Source organism: Litorilituus lipolyticus (assembly GCF_006439335.1).
Lineage (GTDB): Bacteria > Pseudomonadota > Gammaproteobacteria > Enterobacterales > Alteromonadaceae > Colwellia > Colwellia lipolytica.
Map to the genome: position 1 here is coordinate 272772 of NZ_SAWY01000020.1, position 20838 is coordinate 293609.

The 20838-nt window shown below is 39.1% G+C and carries 21 protein-coding genes; 4 read left to right on the plus strand and 17 right to left on the minus strand.

Annotated elements, in window-relative coordinates; genetic code table 11:
• Positions 1 to 6: 6 nt before the first annotated feature.
• The 11 genes from gspM to gspC form a co-directional block, all read right to left on the minus strand.
• Positions 7 to 474, minus strand: a complete 468-nt coding sequence (gene gspM, locus EPA86_RS10560; RefSeq protein WP_140603399.1) for a type II secretion system protein GspM — start codon at positions 472 to 474, stop codon at positions 7 to 9.
• Positions 471 to 1733, minus strand: a complete 1263-nt coding sequence (gspL, locus tag EPA86_RS10565) for a type II secretion system protein GspL (RefSeq protein WP_140603400.1) — start codon at positions 1731 to 1733, stop codon at positions 471 to 473. The genes gspM and gspL overlap by 4 nt, the downstream gene beginning before the upstream one ends.
• Positions 1733 to 2821 (minus strand): type II secretion system minor pseudopilin GspK, encoded by a 1089-nt coding sequence (gene gspK / locus EPA86_RS10570; protein WP_246058351.1) that lies wholly within the window; start codon positions 2819 to 2821, stop codon positions 1733 to 1735. The genes gspL and gspK overlap by 1 nt, the downstream gene beginning before the upstream one ends.
• Positions 2811 to 3473, minus strand: a complete 663-nt coding sequence (gspJ, locus tag EPA86_RS10575) for a type II secretion system minor pseudopilin GspJ (protein WP_140603402.1) — start codon at positions 3471 to 3473, stop codon at positions 2811 to 2813. Before gspJ ends, gspK begins: the two co-directional genes overlap by 11 nt.
• Positions 3473 to 3859 carry a type II secretion system minor pseudopilin GspI gene (gene gspI / locus EPA86_RS10580; RefSeq protein WP_246058353.1) on the minus strand — a complete coding sequence of 129 codons (387 nt, stop codon included), beginning with the start codon at positions 3857 to 3859 and terminating at the stop codon, positions 3473 to 3475. The genes gspJ and gspI overlap by 1 nt, the downstream gene beginning before the upstream one ends.
• Positions 3849 to 4469: a type II secretion system minor pseudopilin GspH gene (gene gspH, locus EPA86_RS10585; protein ID WP_140603403.1), complete on the minus strand. Its 621-nt coding sequence runs from the start codon at positions 4467 to 4469 to the stop codon at positions 3849 to 3851. The genes gspI and gspH overlap by 11 nt, the downstream gene beginning before the upstream one ends.
• Positions 4470 to 4515: 46 nt before the next feature.
• Positions 4516 to 4947 (minus strand): type II secretion system major pseudopilin GspG, encoded by a 432-nt coding sequence (gspG, locus tag EPA86_RS10590; protein ID WP_140603404.1) that lies wholly within the window; start codon positions 4945 to 4947, stop codon positions 4516 to 4518.
• A 59-nt stretch (positions 4948 to 5006) separates the two neighbouring features.
• Positions 5007 to 6239, minus strand: a complete 1233-nt coding sequence (gene gspF, locus EPA86_RS10595; protein ID WP_140603405.1) for a type II secretion system inner membrane protein GspF — start codon at positions 6237 to 6239, stop codon at positions 5007 to 5009.
• 7 nt (positions 6240 to 6246) lie between these two features.
• A complete protein-coding gene (gene gspE, locus EPA86_RS10600; protein WP_140603406.1) occupies positions 6247 to 7824 on the minus strand; it encodes a type II secretion system ATPase GspE in 1578 nt (525 codons plus the stop codon).
• Entirely contained in the window at positions 7824 to 9992 is a 2169-nt protein-coding gene (gene gspD / locus EPA86_RS10605) for a type II secretion system secretin GspD (RefSeq protein WP_140603407.1), read from the minus strand. Before gspD ends, gspE begins: the two co-directional genes overlap by 1 nt.
• A gap of 84 nt (positions 9993 to 10076) precedes the next feature.
• Positions 10077 to 11024 (minus strand): type II secretion system protein GspC, encoded by a 948-nt coding sequence (gene gspC / locus EPA86_RS10610; protein WP_140603408.1) that lies wholly within the window; start codon positions 11022 to 11024, stop codon positions 10077 to 10079.
• Positions 11025 to 11291: 267 nt separating this feature from the next.
• On the opposite strand from gspC, the gene hslR reads away from it, so the two are divergent.
• The 3 genes from hslR to pckA all read left to right on the plus strand — a co-directional run bounded on the left by hslR (position 11292) and on the right by pckA (position 14465).
• A complete protein-coding gene (hslR, locus tag EPA86_RS10615; RefSeq protein ID WP_140603409.1) occupies positions 11292 to 11693 on the plus strand; it encodes a ribosome-associated heat shock protein Hsp15 in 402 nt (133 codons plus the stop codon).
• Between the two features lie 2 nt (positions 11694 to 11695).
• On the plus strand, positions 11696 to 12556 hold the full coding sequence (gene hslO / locus EPA86_RS10620) for an Hsp33 family molecular chaperone HslO (RefSeq protein ID WP_140603410.1): 861 nt from the start codon (positions 11696 to 11698) through the stop codon (positions 12554 to 12556).
• 298 nt (positions 12557 to 12854) lie between these two features.
• Positions 12855 to 14465, plus strand: coding sequence for a phosphoenolpyruvate carboxykinase (ATP) (pckA, locus tag EPA86_RS10625; protein WP_140603411.1), 1611 nt, complete (start codon positions 12855 to 12857; stop codon positions 14463 to 14465).
• Positions 14466 to 14564: 99 nt separating this feature from the next.
• On the opposite strand, the gene envZ is transcribed toward pckA, so the two are convergent.
• The 3 genes from envZ to EPA86_RS10640 form a co-directional block, all read right to left on the minus strand.
• Entirely contained in the window at positions 14565 to 15860 is a 1296-nt protein-coding gene (gene envZ, locus EPA86_RS10630; RefSeq protein WP_140603412.1) for a two-component system sensor histidine kinase EnvZ, read from the minus strand.
• Positions 15861 to 15973: 113 nt separating this feature from the next.
• Positions 15974 to 16696: an osmolarity response regulator transcription factor OmpR gene (gene ompR / locus EPA86_RS10635; protein WP_140603413.1), complete on the minus strand. Its 723-nt coding sequence runs from the start codon at positions 16694 to 16696 to the stop codon at positions 15974 to 15976.
• A gap of 151 nt (positions 16697 to 16847) precedes the next feature.
• The gene (locus tag EPA86_RS10640; RefSeq protein ID WP_140603414.1) at positions 16848 to 17339 is read right to left on the minus strand and encodes a hypothetical protein; all 492 of its coding nucleotides are present in this window, start codon (positions 17337 to 17339) and stop codon (positions 16848 to 16850) included.
• 97 nt (positions 17340 to 17436) lie between these two features.
• Here EPA86_RS10640 and EPA86_RS10645 point away from each other — a divergent pair, with 97 nt between their 5' ends.
• On the plus strand, positions 17437 to 17922 hold the full coding sequence (locus tag EPA86_RS10645) for a TlpA disulfide reductase family protein (protein ID WP_140603415.1): 486 nt from the start codon (positions 17437 to 17439) through the stop codon (positions 17920 to 17922).
• 20 nt (positions 17923 to 17942) lie between these two features.
• Here EPA86_RS10645 and EPA86_RS10650 read toward each other — a convergent pair whose 3' ends face one another.
• From EPA86_RS10650 to EPA86_RS10660, 3 genes are all read right to left on the minus strand, one after another.
• Positions 17943 to 19391, minus strand: coding sequence for a glycoside hydrolase family 9 protein (locus EPA86_RS10650; RefSeq protein ID WP_140603416.1), 1449 nt, complete (start codon positions 19389 to 19391; stop codon positions 17943 to 17945).
• Positions 19354 to 19764, minus strand: a complete 411-nt coding sequence (locus EPA86_RS10655; RefSeq protein WP_170309626.1) for a cellulase N-terminal Ig-like domain-containing protein — start codon at positions 19762 to 19764, stop codon at positions 19354 to 19356. Before EPA86_RS10655 ends, EPA86_RS10650 begins: the two co-directional genes overlap by 38 nt.
• 80 nt (positions 19765 to 19844) lie before the next feature.
• Positions 19845 to 20717, minus strand: a complete 873-nt coding sequence (locus EPA86_RS10660; RefSeq protein ID WP_170309627.1) for an ROK family protein — start codon at positions 20715 to 20717, stop codon at positions 19845 to 19847.
• Between the last annotated feature and the right edge of the window lie 121 nt (positions 20718 to 20838).

The window sequence follows — 20838 nt, forward strand, 5'->3', positions numbered from 1 at the left end:
TCAGTACTAACGTTTTGCCAATTGCAATCGTCGTACTTTAACTTCGCCTGCACGCACACCTTTTGATAAATCAATGGATTTAACTTGTAAACCTTCATTATTGGCTAGATGTTCTAACCAAAACAACAATTGAGTAAACGGCGCACTATCAATCCACACTTGTAAATCTTCACCTTGCGGCTGCATGCGGGTAATAGTTATTTGATGCCCATTCGCACTACGGTTAATAATACTTGATAAGCTACCTGTGGTTTTGCCTGGATTATTCTTTTTCGCACTTTGATAATGTTGAGTATTTTCTTGTACCCAAGTTAATAAGCTTTGCTGCCTTTTTAGTTTATTTTGCGATTGCGTTAAACTGTCATTTAAAGGTTGCCAAACCAAGCTATAAATAATAAACACCAACACAGCAAAGCCCATAGTAGCGACTAAACGTTGTTCTCTTTGATTTAATTGCTGCCACCAAGCCTTCATGACTTTCCACCTCGAGCTTTTGAATTAGGCTTGTTTACAATACTGAATGAACCGCTCACTTTATCGCCTTGGTTATTTTGTGCGCCTTGTTTTATGGTAAGGCCGGTATTTTCTAAAGCCGCTTTAAATTGCTCAAAATGTTGATAGCTATCAGCGAGGGCTTGAATACGAAGCTCTTGTCTTTTGCCATCAAACTTTAAAGAATTAGGCTTCAATTGAGGTACTTGAGTAAAAGCAGGCTGTACTTTAGCTAACATCGCTAAAAAACCTTCGCTATCATTTGCACCGCCTAATTGAGCTAGCTTTTGATTTAACTGAGATTTTATCGTCGAAACCCTGACACGTTTTGTATTCGGAAACGCTTCCTTATAACTATCAACAATAGCTTGTTCTGTCTTAGCAACTTGCTCATTTAATTGCCACAGTTGCGCGCCTTTATTTGCAAAAGTTAACAATAATGCAAATACTGCCATCGCAGCTACTGACATCCAATGTTTCAATGCCATGCTATGTTCACTTCTAACTTTATAGTCACCCTGAAGCAAGTTAAATTTAGTCTGTGAAAAGTGCTTTGCTAATAAGGCTAACGGTAACTCTTCAGGCATAGCATTGACTGACAATTGTTCGCTGTGAGCTAAAGGCGAATAAGCGGCTAAATTAATTGGTTCACTTTCATTATCTTCTGAATCTAAGCTATGACACTGCAATTGCCATGTCATTGCATCTAATGTAAAGCCTTGCCACGTCCCCTGCCTAACGATAACTTGTGCATCATCAGTTTGATCTAGGGCGATAGCACTCCATTGCTCCGCCAATAAAGGCATAGCTAACACTTCGGGTAGCATCGTTTTAGCGGAAATATCTGCGTCATTCAACCAAGACTGCCAAGCTTGTATTTGTTCATGTGCTACGATAGCCGTAAAACAGTTATTACCTTGTTCATCTTCTGGCAAATCGGCATACGCAAAAAACATTTCTTCAACATCTTGCGCTAAATCTTCTTCAAGCATATAAGGAACGGCTAACTTAACTGCGCGTTGAGATTTGCCAGGTACGGTTAAACGCTTCAGTAGCACATCACAACTTGGCACAAGCACATTGACTTGGCGTTGATTGGCTTTCTCTGTTAAATCAGATAACTGCTCAGCACTTTTGAGTTCTCCGCTGGCAATAATTTCTTCGCCATGAGCAGACAATATAAGCCAATGCACGACGGCTTGTTTTTTACTGCCAAGGCGGATGTATAATGTTTCTGCCACTAGTTTTGTCCTATGGTACGACTTATTATATTTATTTGCTGATCATCCATAACTTTCATTACAGAGTTCAAAGTAAAATAGCTATTGTTAAAGCTGGTTTTAGCTCTTAGTTTAAAGTAATCACTATCAACAACAAACTGCTTTTTCTGTTCTTCTGAGAGCTTTATCTTACTTAGCTCTGGTAAATTATAAAATTCTTCTAGGCTTTCAAAGCCTTCTTCTGAACGAGCAGACAATACTTGCTGTGCGTCATCGAGGTTAGATGATAATAATGCTTGCAGCAGCTCAGGATGCTCAGCCGATATAGTATTAATATTTATCTTATGTAAATTAGTATTTTCCAATACACATACATATGGCTTTAACGCGACAATCACTTGTGGAGTGAAATGCTCAACCACGCGCAATTCACTTACACTCGCCAAATAATTATTCGCAGCTAAATAAGGGAACTCCCTCGAAGCATAATCATCATCTTCCGCGCCACTGGTGCCGGTTATAAATCCATCAGCATCTAACCAGTCTGTCAACGAATCAGTCATTGATTCGGCTTCAAACTCACCTATGCCATCAACATTCAGTGCAACGATCAAATCTTTTAAAATAGTTTTTGGATCTACGGTTTTATTATTTCCATTATTACTATTGTTGTTGCCTTCATTCTCTTTATCACCTGAGTTATCATCTTTATTATTGTTATCCCCTGAGCCTGAATTATCATCATTTTCGTCATTCGGCTTTGATTTCTCAGTCGCTAAGGCATTTAAATTAAAACAGCTTTGTAAATCGGTTATTTGCCCTGTTATTTCACCAAACTCAACAGGATAGGTTGTTTCTTCTTGTGCCCAAATTTGCCCTAAATGGGTTACATCTTTATCATCTTTAAATGCAGTCATGAGTACGCGCTTACTAAACTCTTCAGCGCCCATAGCATACCAATAAGCTTGTTGGTTTGAGCCTATATTTACACTACGCTGCATTTGCATCTGCAAACGTGTCGTCATTTGCGCTGCGATAATAGCTGCTAGCGCAACAATAAGCATGACGGTAATCAATGCTACACCTTGGTGGCTTTTTTTACCGACCATCTGCATTATCCCTCGCAGGTACTGTTTCTCCTGCCACTAAAAATTGTCGGCGAATTAAGCCAAAATCTTGAGTATCAACTTCTATGGCTATCGCCAGTGGTAATTCTTGCTTTGGCCACTTATCTTGCCATTCTTTGCCATCATAAAACTCAAATGAAATGCCATTAACTTCACTAATTAATGGTCTTACTTTTGGCTCTTCACCCACCACCGCATCAACAAAGTTATAATGCAAGCGTTCTAACATTTCATCTCTTAGCCGATAAGCAACAGCTTGTAATTCACTTCTCGGTAATAACATGCCAGGGTTTGTCCATCCGTGGCGCACAAAAGCCAAGGCTTGCTCATTTTCTAAAAAGCTTTCTTCCGCGGTTTGCAGATATTGCTTACTTGGTGCCTCACCGTTGATTCTTATGCTGCGACGAGCTAACTGGCTCAAGTCTCTTTCAATAAGAATAAAAGCGCGTTGCAACTCATTTTGTCGAGCACTACGTAGCTTTGATGTTTCATCGCCACGCTGTACGGTGTCAAAAATAGTAAAGCTTGCCAAACCAACCACGGAAAAAATAGCAATGGCAATCAATACTTCTAATAAAGTAAAACCGCTACTGCTCTTAACCTGTCGCCTGTGACTCACAGCTATGCTATTCATCAAGGCGTATCCTGAGCAACATAGGTCATAATACTCGTTACAGGAAACTCATCATCTTCCTTCACTCGAACTTCCATCACCAATGCGCGCATTTCATTATTGGCTGTTTTGATCACTTTTTGCTGCCAAAACCAAGTACGGTTAGCTAATTCTACTTCACCTTTTCTATTGTTTTTGGGCGGCCATGTTGTATCTAACTTTGCCGCTACCATCTGGTTTGATGCTACCCAATTAGCAAACATTTTCTCATCTAAATGGCTAATATGGCGGTAGTTATTATCTGCCGCACCTAACAAGGCAACACCCGCAATGGCAAAAATGGCCATGGCTAACATCACTTCGATTAAGGTAAAGCCATGAGCTCGGCGACTTAAACTACTCATCATCCAACGTCGGCCCTTCTATAGTAAGTGGTATACTGTAAAGTCCACTAACGCGGTAAGCCAGGTCCTCAACATCATTAATGAGTGATGCTTCTTCGTTATAGGAGAAAGTTAAACTGAAAGGCGTAATATCACCGCCTGAGAGTATATAGACTTGCGGTATTATCTTTTTTTCTTTTTCATCCTTATTTCGAGTAGAAAAATCATTTTCATCTTGTTCTTGAATGACACTTGAATCAAAGAGCAATGGCTCTTCTATGGGTAAATCATCAAGTTGCAAGCTCATTTCGACTTGCGGAGGCAATTGACCTGCTGTTAACCAATCTTGATCAGCTATTTCGCTCCACTTTACTCCGTCATATCCCAAAAATTGATAGTTATCTTCATTAACAACCAAGCCCAGCTCAATGTTATTGAGTAACCCGTAATCAGCAGCGGTTTCGAAGATGGCGGCAAATTGATGACTACTTTTTTTCAGCACATCCTCAGGTCTTTCACCAAAAAAATTGAATTGTATTGAACTGGCAATAATACCGATAAGTACCACAACCACCATCACTTCAATTAAGGTAAAACCTTTTAACTTCTTAGACGTACAATTAACATTCAACATATAGTGAAAAGCCAGCGGTCAATTTAATTAACCCACTCAATATAGCTTACTGGTAGTCGCCTAAATTCCAGTTACCAATATCATCTTCTGTACCGGCTTCACCATCAGGGCCCACTGAAAAAACATCCATTTTACCGTGCTCACCTGGGTTTAATAATACATATTCATTACCCCAAGGATCTTTAGGTAAACGTTTAATGTAGCCATCTTCTGGAAAGCGACGTGGCAAAGGTTCAACATCTGTTTGGCTAACTAACGCTTCTAAGCCTTGCTCTGTTGTTGGATAGTCATAATTATCCATTTTATATAAGCTTAATGAGGTTTCTAACGCTGTGACATCAGAAATCGCTTTTTGCTCGTTAGCTCGCTCTTGGCTACCCATTAAGTTAGGGACTACCATACTGGCTAAAATACCTAAAATAACGATAACTACCATTACCTCAAGCAAGGTAAAACCTCGGTTAGTTGACTTATTCATACTCTTTTCCTATTTGCGCTATAAATCTAAAAAATTGATTATTCGTTCTTGTTAATGACTTAACCGCCCACTAAAGTGTTCAGCTGTAAAATTGGTTGCAATATGGCCATAACAATAAACAAAACCACACCTGCCATACCTACCATCAGGGCTGGTTCAAAGGCCTTTAATGAAATACTCACTAAAGCTTCAAACTCTCTGTCTTGGTTATCTGCAGCTCTACCTAGCATATGCTCTAATTGACCACTTTTTTCACCACTAGCTATCATATGAAGCATCATAGGTGGAAACAGTTTAGTCTGCTCTAAAGAAACTCGTAAGCTTGCCCCTTCTCTGACCTTATCGGCTGCTGATTTAACCTCTTGCTTCATAAATAAGTTATCAAGCACTTCGCCAGAAATCCTCATACTTTCAAGTAAAGGTACCGCACTAGCCGTTAATATACTTAAAGTACGGGCAAACCTTGCTGTGTTCACACCTCGAGCAACTTTACCTATGGCAGGTATAGCCAGTACTTTTTGATGAAAGGCTAACCTGAAAGCTGGCTTTTTCAATAGCTGTGAAAAAACAAGCATAATGACAGCAATCAACATGACGATAAACAAACCATAATCGCGCAAGAAATCACTGCTGGCGATCAAAAACTGCGTCGTCCCAGGTAAATTCTCGCCCATATGCTCAAATTGCCCGACAATCTTCGGCACAACTGCAGTAAGTAAAACGGCAATAACACCGACAGCAACAACGGTCATGATAATAGGATAAACCAACGCCTGTATAAGCTGAGAGCGCATCTGTTGGCGCTGCTCGGTATAATCGGCTAAACGGTTTAAAACTTTATCTAAATGACCTGACTTTTCACCTGCGGCAACCATAGCACGATACAAACGGTTAAAGATTTTAGGGTATTCCGCCATACTTTCAGCTAAACCATAACCTTCAGTAACTTTACTACGCACCCCCATAATCATACTTTTAATACGATTATTATCACACTGTTCCGCTACAGCCATTAGGGATTCTTCAAGGGGTAAACCTGACTCAACTAATGTCGCTAGTTGACGGGTAATTAACGCTAAATCTGCCGCTGAAACTTTACCGCCAGAGCCACGTAATACTGAACTACTTTTACCCGAAGTACCTTTACTTTTTGCTAAAGTCGCATTGACCTCTAAAGGAATTAGCCCTTGCTCTCTGAGCATTGAGCGAACTTGTCTAGGAGTATCGCCTTCAATAACGCCTTTTTTGGTTTTGCCTTTTTGATCTACGGCTTGATAATCAAACGCTGCCATAACTTACCTAGTCTTCTCGTGTAACTCGAAGAACTTCTTCAAGGGTTGTTTGGCCTAACATGACTTTATCAAAACCATCTCGACGTATACTTTTATGACTTTTACGAACAAACTTTTCAATAGCTTGTTCACCCTGACCGTTATGAATCAGTTCTCGGACATTATCATCAACAGGGAGTAATTCATGAATACCTGTTCGACCTCTATAGCCTTTGAAATTACATTCTGGGCAACCTACTGCGCGATAAATCACTTCAGTAGTATCATCCTTAAGACCGAGTAAACCTCTTTCCTCTTCGTCTGGTAAATGGCTTTCTCGACAATGAGGGCATAACGTTCTCACTAACCGTTGCGCTAAAACACCTAACAAGCTCGACGATAATAAGAAAGGCTCAACTCCCATATCTTCCATACGGGTAATAGCGCCTGCGGCAGTATTGGTATGCAGTGTTGATAATACCAAGTGACCCGTTAAACTGGCTTGTACGGCAATTTGTGCAGTTTCCAAGTCACGAATCTCACCAACCATTACTACATCAGGATCTTGACGTAAAATAGCACGTAAACCACGAGCAAAGGTCATATCAACCTTAGTATTAACTTGGGTTTGACCTATGCCTTCAATGGCATACTCAATAGGATCTTCTACCGTTAAAATATTGCGCTCTTTCGCATCAATTTGTGACAAGCCAGCATATAGGGTGGTACTTTTACCAGAGCCTGTTGGCCCGGTGACTAATATAATACCGTGTGGCTTTTCAATGATTTGTGAGAAATTAACACGGATATTATCCGTCATCCCTAAGTCTTGTAAGTCTAATCTTGCTGCATTTTTATCAAGTAAACGTAACACAACTCGCTCACCATGACCTGTTGGCATGGTTGAAACACGTACATCTACTGCTCGGCCACCAATACGTAATGAAATTCGGCCATCTTGTGGAATACGCTTTTCAGCAATATCAAGTTTTGCCATGACTTTAATACGAGAAACTAATAGTGAAGCCAATTTACGGTTCGGCTTAAGCACTTCACGTAAAACGCCATCTACACGAAAACGTATTTGCAGGGCATTTTCAAAGGTTTCAATATGGATATCAGAAGCATTTTCTTTAATGGCTTCACTAAGCATGGCATTGATGAGTTTAATGATAGGGGCATCATCTTCATTCTCGAGTAAATCTTCACTTTCAACCATTTCATCGGCTAATGAATACAAATCAACTTCATTACCAATATCTTCCATCATTTGCTGGGCTTCTGATGAATCACGTTGATACGTTTCAGTGAGCAATAACTCAAACGCATCTTCATTGAGAAAATCAAAGTCAAAGTCATTTTTCAGTAAACGACGCACTTCTAACACAATATCGAAATTAACATTAGCAAGACAATGTAAAGTGTATGCAAACTTATATTGCTCATCTTCACTATCATTACGAGTGACTAGCACACTATGGCGCTTAGCAAAGGCAAAAGGGAGCAACCATGAACTCAAGTTTTCTTCGTGATCAGACTCAAGCTCTTCGACTAGGCTGTCTGCTGTTATTTCCTCTTCAGCAAGCGTATCAATATCAACCGTCATTAGTTTTTATCTTCCGCTGCTTCGAGTTTTTCTTGTAGTTCTAGCGCTTTTTTATACTCTTCGTACGAGGGTTCCTTGTACTTACTTTGATCGTTATTTAAGTTTTCTTGTTCTTTTTTCTTCTGTTGAATTGTCTTTTGATACTCTTCAAACGATGGTGGTAATGTTAATTTGTCGTTCCACTTAGGCAAAATAGGCATATTTTCGTTACTCATTAACGATAAGCCTTCTTCTTGCTTACGAATTTGGTCAGCACGAATATAGTTATACTTATTCTTACTCATTTGCTCCATTAATGCGCCTTCACGCACAATGGTAGGCCGTAAAAACACCATTAAATTACGTTTACGAGTACTGTTGGTGGTTGATTTAAATAAATGGCCGATGAAAGGAATATCACCGAGTAATGGTACTTTTTGCACACTTTCTTGCACGTTTTCATCTATTAAGCCGCCCAGAATCACAGTATCGCCATTATCAGCCATTACTGTGGTTTTTATCTCTCTTTTATCAATAGAGATATCAACACCTGTTGCTCCACTAACCGAAGAAACTTCTTGCTCAATAATTAATTGTACCGCATCGCCTTCATTCACTTGCGGTGTAACACGCAGCTTCACCCCCACTTCTTGGCGATCTACTGTTTGGAATGGGTTATTGTTATTACTGCCTGTGGCAGAGCCAGTGATGATAGGCACTTCTTGACCGACAATGAAGTAAGCTTCTTCATTATCCAACGTGGTGATACTTGGTGTTGCTAAAATATTTGAGTTGGTATCATTACTTACCGCTTGAATAATAGCGCCCCAATCATTTTTCATAATACCAAACATCATACCGCTTACTGAGCCTAATACCTCAGCCAGCATAGTGTAATCACCTTCGGTATCATTTTTGTAATAACCTTCTTGAATAACTTGGTTATTGTCACCTAGCAAAGCAGGAACAAACTCCCCCTTAGTGGTTTCGGCTGCCTTAGCCGCAGCAGCAACTTGACTAATAGGTGCAGGGCCATTGTTAAATTGGGTAAAACCACCCTGCTCGTTATACCATTGCACACCTAAACTAACGCCATCGCCTTCAAATACTTCAACGATAATTGCTTCAACTAATACTTGCGCACGGCGTACATCTAATTGACGAATTACCGCTTCTAACGAGGCTAACATATCAGGTTGAGCAGTAATCACTATAGCGTTAGTTGATTCATGGGCATCAATGCTGATATCACGTTTTTGTGATGTACGAGCTGTCGTTTTAGTGCCACTGCTTTCAGCAACAATGGATTCACTCACGCCTTTTAATACTTTGACTAAATCTTCTGCTTTAGAGTACTTAAGGTAATAAACACGAGTATTACCATTGGTTTCTAACTCACTATCTAAACGTTTAACCAAACGTACAACACGCTCACGGGCTTTAACTTCACCACTAATAATAACGCTGTTTGAACGGTCATCAGCAACAATCTTTGGAATTAGGAAAGTAGGTTGTCCAGCTTTACCACTGGTCGGCTTATTCATGGCTTCAATAATGCGAACCATTTCACCTGCTGAGGCATATTCTAATTTAATAATTTCAACGTCTTGGTCACCTGCTCTATCAACTCGCTCAATAATTTTAACTAAACGATTAACGGTCGCAGCCGTACCTGTAAGCATAATAACGTTCGCAGGATCGTAATTTACAACGTTACCACCACCGGCTTGATCTGATAATTGACGTAGTAAAGGTACTAATTCTCGTACTGTAACATTTTTCACTTCAACTACACGGGTAACCATTTCATCACCCAAAATAGTACTGCCGCTACCTATAACAGGAATAGCCGCTGTTTTGGCATCTTTATTACGGATAATTTTAATAATATTATTATCCATTTCGACCGCTGCAAAACCATACACTTCTAGTACATTCAAAAAGAATTGATAATATTGCTCTTCACTCAATAAATCATAGCTACGAACATTGATTTTGCCTCGAACATTCGGGTCAACAATCATAGTTTTCTTAAGGTTTTTACCGACAATATTGACAAACTCAGTAATTTCAGTGCCTTTAAAGTTTGGAGAATATTGGGCTGCATGACTTTGTCCGACTAAGAACAAAGTGTTCATGGCCATAGCTGTCGTTAGCGCGATAATGAAATGTTTTAATTTATTATTCATGGTTGCTTGCTTGTTAGAAAATGGGGCGTCAATGTCGTTACGCTTGAAAAAATTTATCATAATTATTGTTATCTCTGCGCTTTACTACTCAATACTAAAGAGAATTTCGGTCAGTGTACCTTTGCGGTCTACTAATAAAGAAACATCTTTTGCTTGTTTCATTTCAGTCAACGCTTTAGCTGCATCGCTACTAGCCGTTAAATCATAGCCATTCATTTGCACGGCAACATCACCTGATTTTAAGCCAGACAACTTAAAAAACTCTGGTTTCTTGCCTGGTCTTAACGCGTAACCGACAATCTTACCATTTTTTCGTTTAGGGTGGATTCTTAGATGATCGGAGATGCTTCCCGGATTATCGCTTAAATCATTCCGTAGTGTTTTTGCTTGTTGCTGTAATGCTTTATTAGTACGCTGATCAATAACTTTTGCTTTGTTTTTAGCTTGCTGTGGGCTAGGCAACGGCTTTCTTTCTGGTCTTTTCTTTGACTCTACAGAATACGCAGGCTGCTTATAATCAAAGCCGTCAAGCATTAAGGTTTCTAGGCGGCCAGCGCGTTTAATTAGCACCCTGTCCATCAAAACTTTTTCAAGGCTTGCTCTTGTTCCTACAATTAAATCACCAATTCCATAGGTTTCTTGCTTACCTTTATGTTCTATAATCGCTGCTGCTGTCGCTTTACTGTCACTGGCGACTAAACCAGATAATACTAACTTCAAACTTGTTTGTGGCGCATCTTCTGCCAGCACCTCAATTTCTTGAACCTCTTCTTCAGTAAAAATACCAAATAAGTTCAGTGCTTGCAGCTCATTTAAATTAAATGATTCCTTACTGCTTTGTGCTACTTTACTTTTTCCAACAAACTTAGCCGATGGCGGCAAATTAGGTTGCGGCATCAATAGCCATGTCATATTCGCCATGACATAAGCTATGTAAGCTAGCAAGATTACCCCCGCTACTCGCGCTGCTTTCTTCTGTGCAAGTTTAGTGAGTAATGCAGTGTATGATGTAAAATCAATCGGTAGAGTCATACTTCTTCTTATTTTAATTAAATGACCATTATTTCTGCTTGTCTGGACAATAAAATCATCAATGATAATCACTATCAACCAAAATTATTCTTGGGATAATACTTCAGCTACAGCAAAGCAACAAGCAATGTAGGCAGTTTTTAACTAATATTTACAAAAGAGTTCGTGATGATATGGCGAAAACAGACGACTTATGTTAATTTGCGCACAAATTTTCAGGGCCAAATAACAAGCATTTTCGGTTTATTATCTAAATAGGTATAAAATATGGGCGCAACACAAAGTGATTTAACTTCTACCCGTCTAGATAAATGGCTTTGGGCAGCAAGATTCTATAAAACCCGAGCCATCGCTAAACAGATGATTGATGGCGGTAAAGTGTTTTATAATGGTCAACGAACTAAGTCAGGCAAGGCTGTCGCCCTTGGCGATATAATCAAAGTTCGACAAGGCTTTGAAGAAAAGGAAGTGCAAATCATTGCATTGGCTGACAGAAGACGCGATGCCACTTTTGCCCAAACCTTATATAAAGAAACTGCTCAAAGTATTGCAACTCGTGAAAAAAATGCTTTAGCAAGAAAACAAGGCATATTATTAAGCCCTGCAAGTGATACTAAACCTGATAAAAAACAACGAAGACAAATTAGAGAATTTAAAGAAAGGATGTAGCCATGAGCCAATTTGATGTATTGAATCGTTATTTATTCGCTGATTCACACGCCCGTGGAGAATTGGTTCAATTAGATGAATGCTATAAAAGCATTATTAAAAACCATAACTACCCACAAGGCGTACAAGCGCTGTTGGGTGAGTTACTCGCCGCAACCAGTTTATTAACAGCCACGTTAAAATTTGAGGGTGACATTACCGTTCAATTACAAGGCGATGGACCGATAGGCTACTTATCGGTTAGTGGTAACCATGAACAACAAATGCGTGGCATTGCTAAACTTAAGCAAGACACTCAAGAAACAGGATTACATACCTTAATTGGTAAGGGTACTATGGTTATTACCATTAGACCCAGCAAAGGTGAAGCGTACCAAGGCGTAGTCGCCTTAGAGCATGATACCTTAGCTGAATGCTTAGCCCATTATTTTGAGGTTTCTGAGCAAATACCCACCAAACTATGGTTGTTTGCCGATAGTGAAAAGCAACTTGCAGGCGGCGCGTTAGTACAATTACTGCCAGATGGTGACGATAAAGACAAGCAACAAAATGATTTTGAGCACTTAAGTCAATTAACTAACACGATTAAATCAGAAGAAATTTTTACCCTTGAAGCTGAAGCTTTATTATACCGTTTATACCATCAAGAACAGGTAAATATCTTTGAGCCTCAGGAAATTAGCTATGTTTGTGGCTGTTCAGAAGAGAAGTGCTTAGCGGCAATATCACAAATAGAGCCGAGTGAAATTCGTGCCATTTTGGCTGAACAAGGAAAAATTTCTATGCATTGTGATTTTTGCTTAACAACTTACGATTTTGACGAAGCCAAACTACAAGGTTTCATTTCGAAACTTAAACATTAATTTTTTCTTACCTTTTATTAACATCACTCCCTTGTTTATGCTTTATTTATTTACCAAACAAATTAAAGCATAAACAAGAGTACCTTCTAGAGGCCTTTAAACATAGACACCAACCCAGTTTTATTAAACAAATCAATATAATTTAGCCATCATTCATGTCGCTTATAATGAAAACTTTCACATTAAACGATTTTTTTCTTTCGTTTTGTTAGTTAATCGCCTAAAATACCGCCTGAATATAAGCATGAAAACTTTCAAACCCCAAAAAAATTTTGTCATACCTAGGAGATGATGTGCTATGACCGCCATAGAAAACTCGATTGATTTGTCACAATACGGCATAACTAATGTTAATGAAGTTGTTTACAATCCATCTTATGAGTTACTTTTTGCCGAAGAAACCAGAGCAGATTTAGAAGGCTTTGATAAAGGTGTCGTAACTGAGCTTGGCGCGGTTAATGTGAATACAGGTATTTTTACCGGTCGTTCTCCAAAAGATAAATACATAGTTCGTGACGACGTAACCCGTGATACGGTTTGGTGGTCAGATCAAGGTAAAAATGACAACAAACCTATGTCTGAAGAAACATGGGGCGAGTTAAAAGCATTAGTTACAACACAATTATCAGGTAAGCGCTTATTTGTTGTTGATACCTACTGTGGTGCATGTGAAAACACTCGTTTGAAAGTTCGCTTTATTACTGAAGTAGCATGGCAAGCTCACTTTGTTAAGAACATGTTTATTCGCCCTTCTGATGAAGAACTTAAAACTTACGAACCAGATTTCGTCGTAATGAATGGCGCCAAAACAACTAACCCTAACTGGGAAGCTCAAGGGCTAAACTCTGAAAACTTTGTCGCCTTCAACTTAACTGAGAAAATCCAGTTAATTGGTGGTACTTGGTACGGTGGTGAAATGAAAAAAGGTATGTTCTCTATGATGAACTACTTATTGCCACTTCAAGGTATTGCTTCAATGCACTGTAGCGCAAACGTTGGCAAAGAAGGCGATGTAGCAGTATTCTTCGGTTTATCAGGAACAGGGAAAACAACTCTTTCAACGGATCCTAAACGTGAACTAATCGGTGATGATGAACACGGTTGGGATGACACAGGTGTTTTCAACTTTGAAGGTGGTTGCTACGCAAAAACTATCAAGTTAAGCAAAGAAAACGAACCAGATATCTATAATGCTATTCGTCGTGATGCGCTACTTGAAAACGTTACCGTAGCAGAAGATGGCACAATTGATTTTGATGATAACTCACGTACAGAAAACACACGTGTATCATACCCAATCCACCACATTGACAATATTGTTAAGCCAGTTTCTCGTGCAGGCCACGCGAAAAAAGTTATTTTCTTAACAGCTGATGCTTTTGGTGTATTACCTCCAGTTGCTAAACTTACGCCAGAGCAAACCGAGTACTACTTCCTTTCAGGTTTCACTGCAAAACTTGCAGGTACTGAACGTGGTATTACTGAACCGACACCTACATTCTCAAGTTGTTTTGGTGCGGCGTTCTTAAGCTTACACCCTACACAGTATGCTGAAGTATTACATAAGCGTATGGAAGCAGCTGGTGCAGAAGCTTACTTAGTTAATACTGGCTGGAACGGTACTGGCAAGCGTATTTCAATCAAAGCAACGCGTGCTATCATTGATTCAATTTTAGATGGTTCAATTGATGATGCTGAAACAACAGTTATTCCAATGTTTAACCTTGAAGTGCCTAACACTGTTGCAGGCGTTGAAGGTGATATTCTTGACCCAAGAAATACATACGAAGATCAAAACGAGTGGCACACTAAAGCAGTAGACTTAGCAAATCGCTTTGTTAATAACTTTGATAAGTTCACTGATACTGAAAATGGTAAATCGTTAGTTGCTGCGGGACCGCAAGTATAACCACATACTAACAATTAACGACTCATTATAAAGCCTGTTATTTATTAACAGGCTTTTTTGTTTGGACGATTTGTAAGCGACTCTCTAAAAAGCCCTAAACTAAAAAGATATCGGTAAGGATACTTTCGCTTCTAATCCACCCGTTGTTTTATTTGATAAAGTAACTTTGCCACCATGGGTATCAACAATACGCTTAATAATAGCTAAACCTAAACCACTACCTTCTGTACCACGCGCTGTATCACCTTGAGTAAAAGGCTGAAAAAGCCTGTCGATATCTTCATCTGGGATTCCATCACCATGATCACTCACTGTAAAAAAGACTGTTTTTGATGCTTTATCAACACCAGTAAACACTTCAATTTTATCTGATGTATAGCGAATTGCATTCTGCACCAAGTTAGCAAGTACTCGCTTCATCGCAACATGTCTGATAGGGATTTTAGGGCATTCTTCAGGATGAAAAGTAATTTCTCTATCTGGAGGTGTTTCAATTTGCAACGCTTCTTGAACCAGCACATTTAAATCACCTACCTCGGCTTTATCTTTACTGTCGTGTCGAATATAGTCGATGAATTGATCGATAATATTATTCATATCATCAATATCGGTTTCTATGCCTTCTTTTAAAAAGGCATCTTGTTCATTCATCATTTCACTTGCTAGGCGAATACGTGTTAACGGTGTTCGTAAATCATGAGAAATACCTGCCATCAATAAATTACGATCATCTTCAAGCTGCTTTATGCCTTTAGACATATGATTAAACGCTTGCGTTACTGCCATAATTTCAGATGTTCCGCCTTCCCTCAATGGCTCAGGAAAATCTCCTCGCCCAACATCTTCTGCAGCTCGCTGTAATGATTTTAGCGGGCGGTTTAACTGCCTTACAAAAACCCAACCACCAATAATACTCAATAAACCAATCACTAACAGAAAGAACACTAACGGTGAAAAGTTACCTTTATCCATACCATCAACAGGAATTTGCACCCATAAATGCGGCGCTTGGGGTGGGCGAATCCAAAATAAGTATTCATCGCCATGTGAGATCCTCACTTCAGCTGGACCTCCAAGTAACTCACTCATCTCTTCAGAAATCATGGGATAAAATGAAGCATCAGCTAAACCTAAACGCAAGGCATCAAATTCTCGATACACACCTATACCTGTTTCATGATGAAAAGCTTTTGCCATTTTAGGGCTTAAATTCGCATCTTCAATATCAATAAAAACCACACGAACTTGCTTAGCTAATAGCTGATTTAACTGCTGCTGATGCGGTTGCACAACATAAAGAGAGAAGGTTATATAAATAACCATTTGATTAAGAAATAAAAGCAGGCCAATTAATAAAACGGTTTGACCAAATGCACTACGTGGTAATATTTTCATGAAAAGATTCTAAGACTTATATTTGATTGGGCTAAGTCTACCTTCAAGGAAGAGGCCAGCCATAACGCGATATATTGACCAAGCAATAATCGCGTCAAGCTAATTAAAACAACTTAAACTGGTGCTCCATCAGGAACAAACACATAACCAAGACCCCACACCGTTTGTAAGTAACGAGGTTTTGCCGGATCATCTTCAAGCATTCTACGTAAGCGAGACACTTGCACATCAATACTTCGCTCTAAAGCTGAATAATCTCTACCTCGAGCTAAATTCATCAATTTATCACGTGATAAAGGCTCTCTCGGGTGCGTGACCAAGGCTTTTAATACTGCAAATTCACCACTGGTAAGTGGCATACTGACATCGTCTTTTTGCATTTCACGTGTTGCTAAGTTTAATTGGTAGTCACCAAACTCAATAATATTTTCTTCAAGTGAAGGGGCACCTGGCGCTTCTTGTACACGTCGACGTAATACCGCTTTAATGCGCGCTAATAGTTCTCGGGGGTTAAATGGCTTAGGCATATAATCATCTGCGCCAAGCTCTAAACCGATAATACGATCAACTTCATCACCCTTCGCCGTTAACATCACAATAGGAATGTTATTTGAGCCCTGTCGTAAGCGACGACAAATTGATAAGCCATCTTCGCCAGGTAACATCAAATCTAGTACTAACAAATGAAAATTTTCTCTTTCTAGCAAGCGATCCATTTGCTCAGAACTCGCAGCACTACGCACGGTAAAGCCTTGTTCAACAAGGTAACGCTCTAATAACGAACGTAAGCGCATATCATCATCTACTACTAAAATTTTCTGCGTTTCATGTGTCATATCTTTCTCTCAATACCAAATTTTTTTATTCTATCGTTAATGCTACTATAAGTGATCCCTACTAATAATCAAAAGTTGTAACAGTAAAACCAAGCCGCCTTTTGTTACAATTTATGAATGTTCTATTTCGTAGGCATTAGACCTTAACTGTTTATTTTAAATAGTGAATCGATTGTTCCGTTACACACTGAGTAAAACTACGTTTGCGTTCATCTCGAGAAAGCGAGCTAATGGCTTGCTTAACTAATTTCATTTTTTGTTGGCGCTCTTCTAAAGGTAAGTGTGCCAGCTGCTCATGAAAACATCCAAGTAAACCAAAGTTGAGCGCTTCTTCTGACTGCATAGTATCGCCATTTAGGCAGGCTGTTAATTTTTCAGCTAACAAGTCACGGTCCATGGCAACAAGCTCTGCTATTTCATAATTTTTCGGATCTGATTTGCGCGCTTTATTACAACTAAAAAACATATCTGCAACCGCAACAACCGGGATCAACTCTTCATGTTGTTTACTAAAACGCTGCTTTAACCACTTATTGTGCTCAGCGCTATTATTGGCATTTTCCATGCTGTATGCGGTAGACTGCAATGAACAAACCAATAAGGTCATAAGCATAATGGCAATTAATTTTATCCCTAATTTCATATAATTAAGCTCAAGTTGTTGAAAAATATTTGTATATGGCTATTGTGCGTTATCATAGAAACTAAGTATAGATTTAATCTAACATTTTGGAGTGTTAATGAAAAAGTTTGTGAAAATTTTTAATTTACCTTTACTAAGTCTTATTATCGCTATTTCATTTAATGCTAAAGCCAATACGCAAGATACTTTAAAAGCATTTGATGAAGTTATTCAACAACATCACGGCAAAGTGATTTACCTCGATTTTTGGGCTTCTTGGTGTACACCATGTCGCAAATCATTCCCTTGGATGAATGACATGAAAGCCAAGTATCAAGAACAAGGTCTAGTGGTACTTAGTGTAAACCTTGATGCCAATAAATCACTCGCAGAGAAATTTTTACTCGAGACGCCAGCCCAGTTTGATATTTTCTATGACTCAAAAGGTAAAGTGGCCAAGCAATTTAAGATTAAAGGCATGCCAAGTAGCTACTTAATTAACCGCGAAGGTCAGTTAGTTAGCGCTCACACAGGTTTTAATGGCAAGAAGAAAATTAAATATGAAAAAGAGATCCAACAACTATTAAACTTAACCACTGAATAAACACAGCTAAATGTTAGTTATTATTCCACTGCCATTTCAGTGATAGCCAGTAAAAACCATGTTGAATGGGGTAGCCACTGTTCAACCCAACGCCAGTTTTGCCAATCCTTTTCTGGACCGAATTCAATTCCCTGACCTGAAGAACTGGTTTTCGCCCCTGTTATACCATTAGAAATTCCCCCGTACACCATACTTAATCCGTCATAAGGCACAGGGTTGTTCACACCAAAGCCGTTAAGCATTGATAAATCATATGGGTTTCTGCCTAAGGTCCAATCCATTTGGTTTTGCGCAAACTCAGACAATGCAGAGTCAATACTAAAGTCAGTGTTAGTACTTATAGGGCTCATTCTGCCAGTTAGTATTGCCGCCATGGCTAATGATGATAATCGTGCGCTCTCTCCTTGCCACCAATATTCAGTTTCATTGGCGTGTGGAATGAAAAAGCCCGTTTGCTGTTTAGTTGACAACTTGCCTTGTTCATACGTTTTGAAAGTTTGTCTTGCATAATTAAATGGGTTATTCACTTGGTTATTTAGGGTTAATTGATAGTCCAAATGTTTTTTCATCACTTCTTGGCTTTGTTTTATTCTGTCTGCTTCGTTTTCAATCGCGATATATTGTGATAACGATAAAATAGGAAATCCCGCTTCAGCTGCGTGATAGAATGGGCGTAAATTTTTGCTGTTAATGTTATTACTAATAAACCAGCCTTCAGGCGTTAACCGTTGTGCTAAATTTTCTGCGCGAGAACGAGCAGCACTCAAGTAATAATTTGATTTTGTTGCCTTATAAAGCTCAGTTGCCGCTAATAAAGCAGTATAATCATCTATAATATTTTCTTCGCCATCATCGGCATAGGCCTTATTATTTTTGCCATTGTTATCTTGAAGATGTTTAAAGGCTTTTTCTGCATCGGCTAAATACACCGTAGCGCTATACTCGCCCTGCTTCCCTGTTGTTTTCGCTAACATTGCCGCTCGGGCTAACGCCGCGATAGCACTACCTGCTCCTTGTCTAAATGCAGACTGATAGTCTTCACTATAAATGCCATCTGCGCCAACGTAAGCAGTTACTACACGTTCAGCATTATTAGTATTCCACTGATCAAAGACCGTCATATAAAAATAGCCTTGCTCATCAAGAATACGATGCAAGTAATCAGCCCCCCAAAACACTTCTTCAATCACTTGATTTTCAAGGATTAAATTTTTAAATTGTTGAGGCGCTCGTTGATAAGCATATGCCAATGCCCAAGCTACATGTGCTAATTGTTGAGGGTTCATATAATTGGCATAGGAAAGATGTGATAAATATTTACCCGTATCGCCACCAGCGTCATTCCAGCCGCCACTCACATCAACATATCTATCAGTATCAAAAATACGAATATGTTGATCTTCTTGCCAGTTATACTGCTCATCGTTACGACTACCATTGAAGTAAGTAAGTAAGTAAAGCTTTAGCAGTTAGGTTAAATAGTGCCTGCTTCTCAACAGAAAACTTTGCACTAACTTGTTGGCTATGCTCATCGCTAACAACAATGACAAAGTCACCCGTCTTATCCATGGCTGAAAACTCAGCAGCGTAGTAATAAATAGGTTCTTCACTTTGATGAGCTTTTTGCCATTGCTCAATTTGACCTAACTCCAGCAAGTTTCCCTGATAAGTATATGACCCTGAGTCATCATTATTTTGCTTTGATACCACTTGAAATGAGGCCTTTGCCAAGTCAATTTCATAGTTCGCACTGATAATGGCTTTTTTAGGCCCGGTCAGTTCTAAAGCGACTTGATTTACGTGGATATACAATGTTTTGCTATTTTCATGTTGAGTTGTCATAAAAGTTCCACACGCACTAAGCAACAGGAGCATTGCTGCGATGATACTCACTCGCATTTTCACTCTTCGTATCATTTTTTCTAACTTGCAAAACATGCTTGTTGCTCCTGTGAGTCTAAATAAAGTTGAGCAGCGCCGAGTAATGCACTGTGATGCTGTTGGCTTTGTTCAATGATTAAATTTTTAATAACATTGGGGTATGGAAAGCTCTGCAAATGTAACCACAAAGAATCAATAAATAAATCGTAAGATTTCGCCACTGAACCACCAAGAATAATAATTTGCGGATCTATTATTAGCAATAAATGGCTAATTGCTGAGGCTAAATGTTGGCCAAATAATTCAAAAGCAACTTTTGCTTTATTATCTCCTTCATTGGCTTTTTTAGCTAATTCGGCTCCGCACTCACCAAAATTCTCAATGAAAAACTGTCCTGAGCAATAACTATCAAAGGTGGCGTTAAGGTATTGCACGCCGCCTAATTCACCCGCACAACAATTTGTCCCTGTATACAGCTGGTCTTTTATAACAAAACCAGCACCCAGCCCTGTGCCTAAACACAAACCAACGACATTTTGAAAGCCCTGCTCACTATGCGCACTATGCTCACCTTTAGTGAAGCAATTCACATCATTATTCACATAAACTGGTAGTTGGGTCAGTTGCTCAAGCTCTTTTTTCAGCGCAACTTTTTGCCAAGCTTTTATATTAATGGCGTTATAGACAATGCCATGCTCAACATCAACAATGCTGGGGACACCTATTGCGATAGCAACTGTATCTTGCGCTTTTACGTCGTTTATCTCTTGTAAGATAAATTGTATTGACTCTGAAACAGAGAGTTGTGCATCAAATGGTTTAATGCATTGATATGCTATTTTCCCTGAGCGATATAAGCCAACATTGATTTTGGTACCGCCTAAATCGATAACTACTATTGAAGATTGCTTCATATAAACCATGCAATAAAATCATTGAAATCTGAAGCTAGTGTGCATAATAACCAAGTACATTTTAGATACTAACCTAACCAATAGTAATACTTTTCTAACAAGGGTTATTGCGAAAGAAAAA

What these genes read in the sequence shown, in the direction of transcription:
- gspM (WP_140603399.1), bottom strand. Translation starts at nt 474, where the DNA reads ATGAAGGCTTGGTGGCAGCAATTAAATCAAAGAGAACAACGTTTAGTC.
- gspK (WP_246058351.1), bottom strand. Translation starts at nt 2,821, where the DNA reads ATGGTCGGTAAAAAAAGCCACCAAGGTGTAGCATTGATTACCGTCATG.
- gspJ (WP_140603402.1), bottom strand. Translation starts at nt 3,473, where the DNA reads ATGAATAGCATAGCTGTGAGTCACAGGCGACAGGTTAAGAGCAGTAGC.
- gspI (WP_246058353.1), bottom strand. Translation starts at nt 3,859, where the DNA reads ATGATGAGTAGTTTAAGTCGCCGAGCTCATGGCTTTACCTTAATCGAA.
- gspH (WP_140603403.1), bottom strand. Translation starts at nt 4,469, where the DNA reads ATGTTGAATGTTAATTGTACGTCTAAGAAGTTAAAAGGTTTTACCTTA.
- gspG (WP_140603404.1), bottom strand. Translation starts at nt 4,947, where the DNA reads ATGAATAAGTCAACTAACCGAGGTTTTACCTTGCTTGAGGTAATGGTA.
- gspF (WP_140603405.1), bottom strand. Translation starts at nt 6,239, where the DNA reads ATGGCAGCGTTTGATTATCAAGCCGTAGATCAAAAAGGCAAAACCAAA.
- gspE (WP_140603406.1), bottom strand. Translation starts at nt 7,824, where the DNA reads ATGACGGTTGATATTGATACGCTTGCTGAAGAGGAAATAACAGCAGAC.
- gspD (WP_140603407.1), bottom strand. Translation starts at nt 9,992, where the DNA reads ATGAATAATAAATTAAAACATTTCATTATCGCGCTAACGACAGCTATG.
- gspC (WP_140603408.1), bottom strand. Translation starts at nt 11,024, where the DNA reads ATGACTCTACCGATTGATTTTACATCATACACTGCATTACTCACTAAA.
- hslR (WP_140603409.1), top strand. Translation starts at nt 11,292, where the DNA reads ATGGGCGCAACACAAAGTGATTTAACTTCTACCCGTCTAGATAAATGG.
- hslO (WP_140603410.1), top strand. Translation starts at nt 11,696, where the DNA reads ATGAGCCAATTTGATGTATTGAATCGTTATTTATTCGCTGATTCACAC.
- pckA (WP_140603411.1), top strand. Translation starts at nt 12,855, where the DNA reads ATGACCGCCATAGAAAACTCGATTGATTTGTCACAATACGGCATAACT.
- envZ (WP_140603412.1), bottom strand. Translation starts at nt 15,860, where the DNA reads ATGAAAATATTACCACGTAGTGCATTTGGTCAAACCGTTTTATTAATT.
- ompR (WP_140603413.1), bottom strand. Translation starts at nt 16,696, where the DNA reads ATGACACATGAAACGCAGAAAATTTTAGTAGTAGATGATGATATGCGC.
- EPA86_RS10640 (WP_140603414.1), bottom strand. Translation starts at nt 17,339, where the DNA reads ATGAAATTAGGGATAAAATTAATTGCCATTATGCTTATGACCTTATTG.
- EPA86_RS10645 (WP_140603415.1), top strand. Translation starts at nt 17,437, where the DNA reads ATGAAAAAGTTTGTGAAAATTTTTAATTTACCTTTACTAAGTCTTATT.
- EPA86_RS10655 (WP_170309626.1), bottom strand. Translation starts at nt 19,764, where the DNA reads ATGACAACTCAACATGAAAATAGCAAAACATTGTATATCCACGTAAAT.
- EPA86_RS10660 (WP_170309627.1), bottom strand. Translation starts at nt 20,717, where the DNA reads ATGAAGCAATCTTCAATAGTAGTTATCGATTTAGGCGGTACCAAAATC.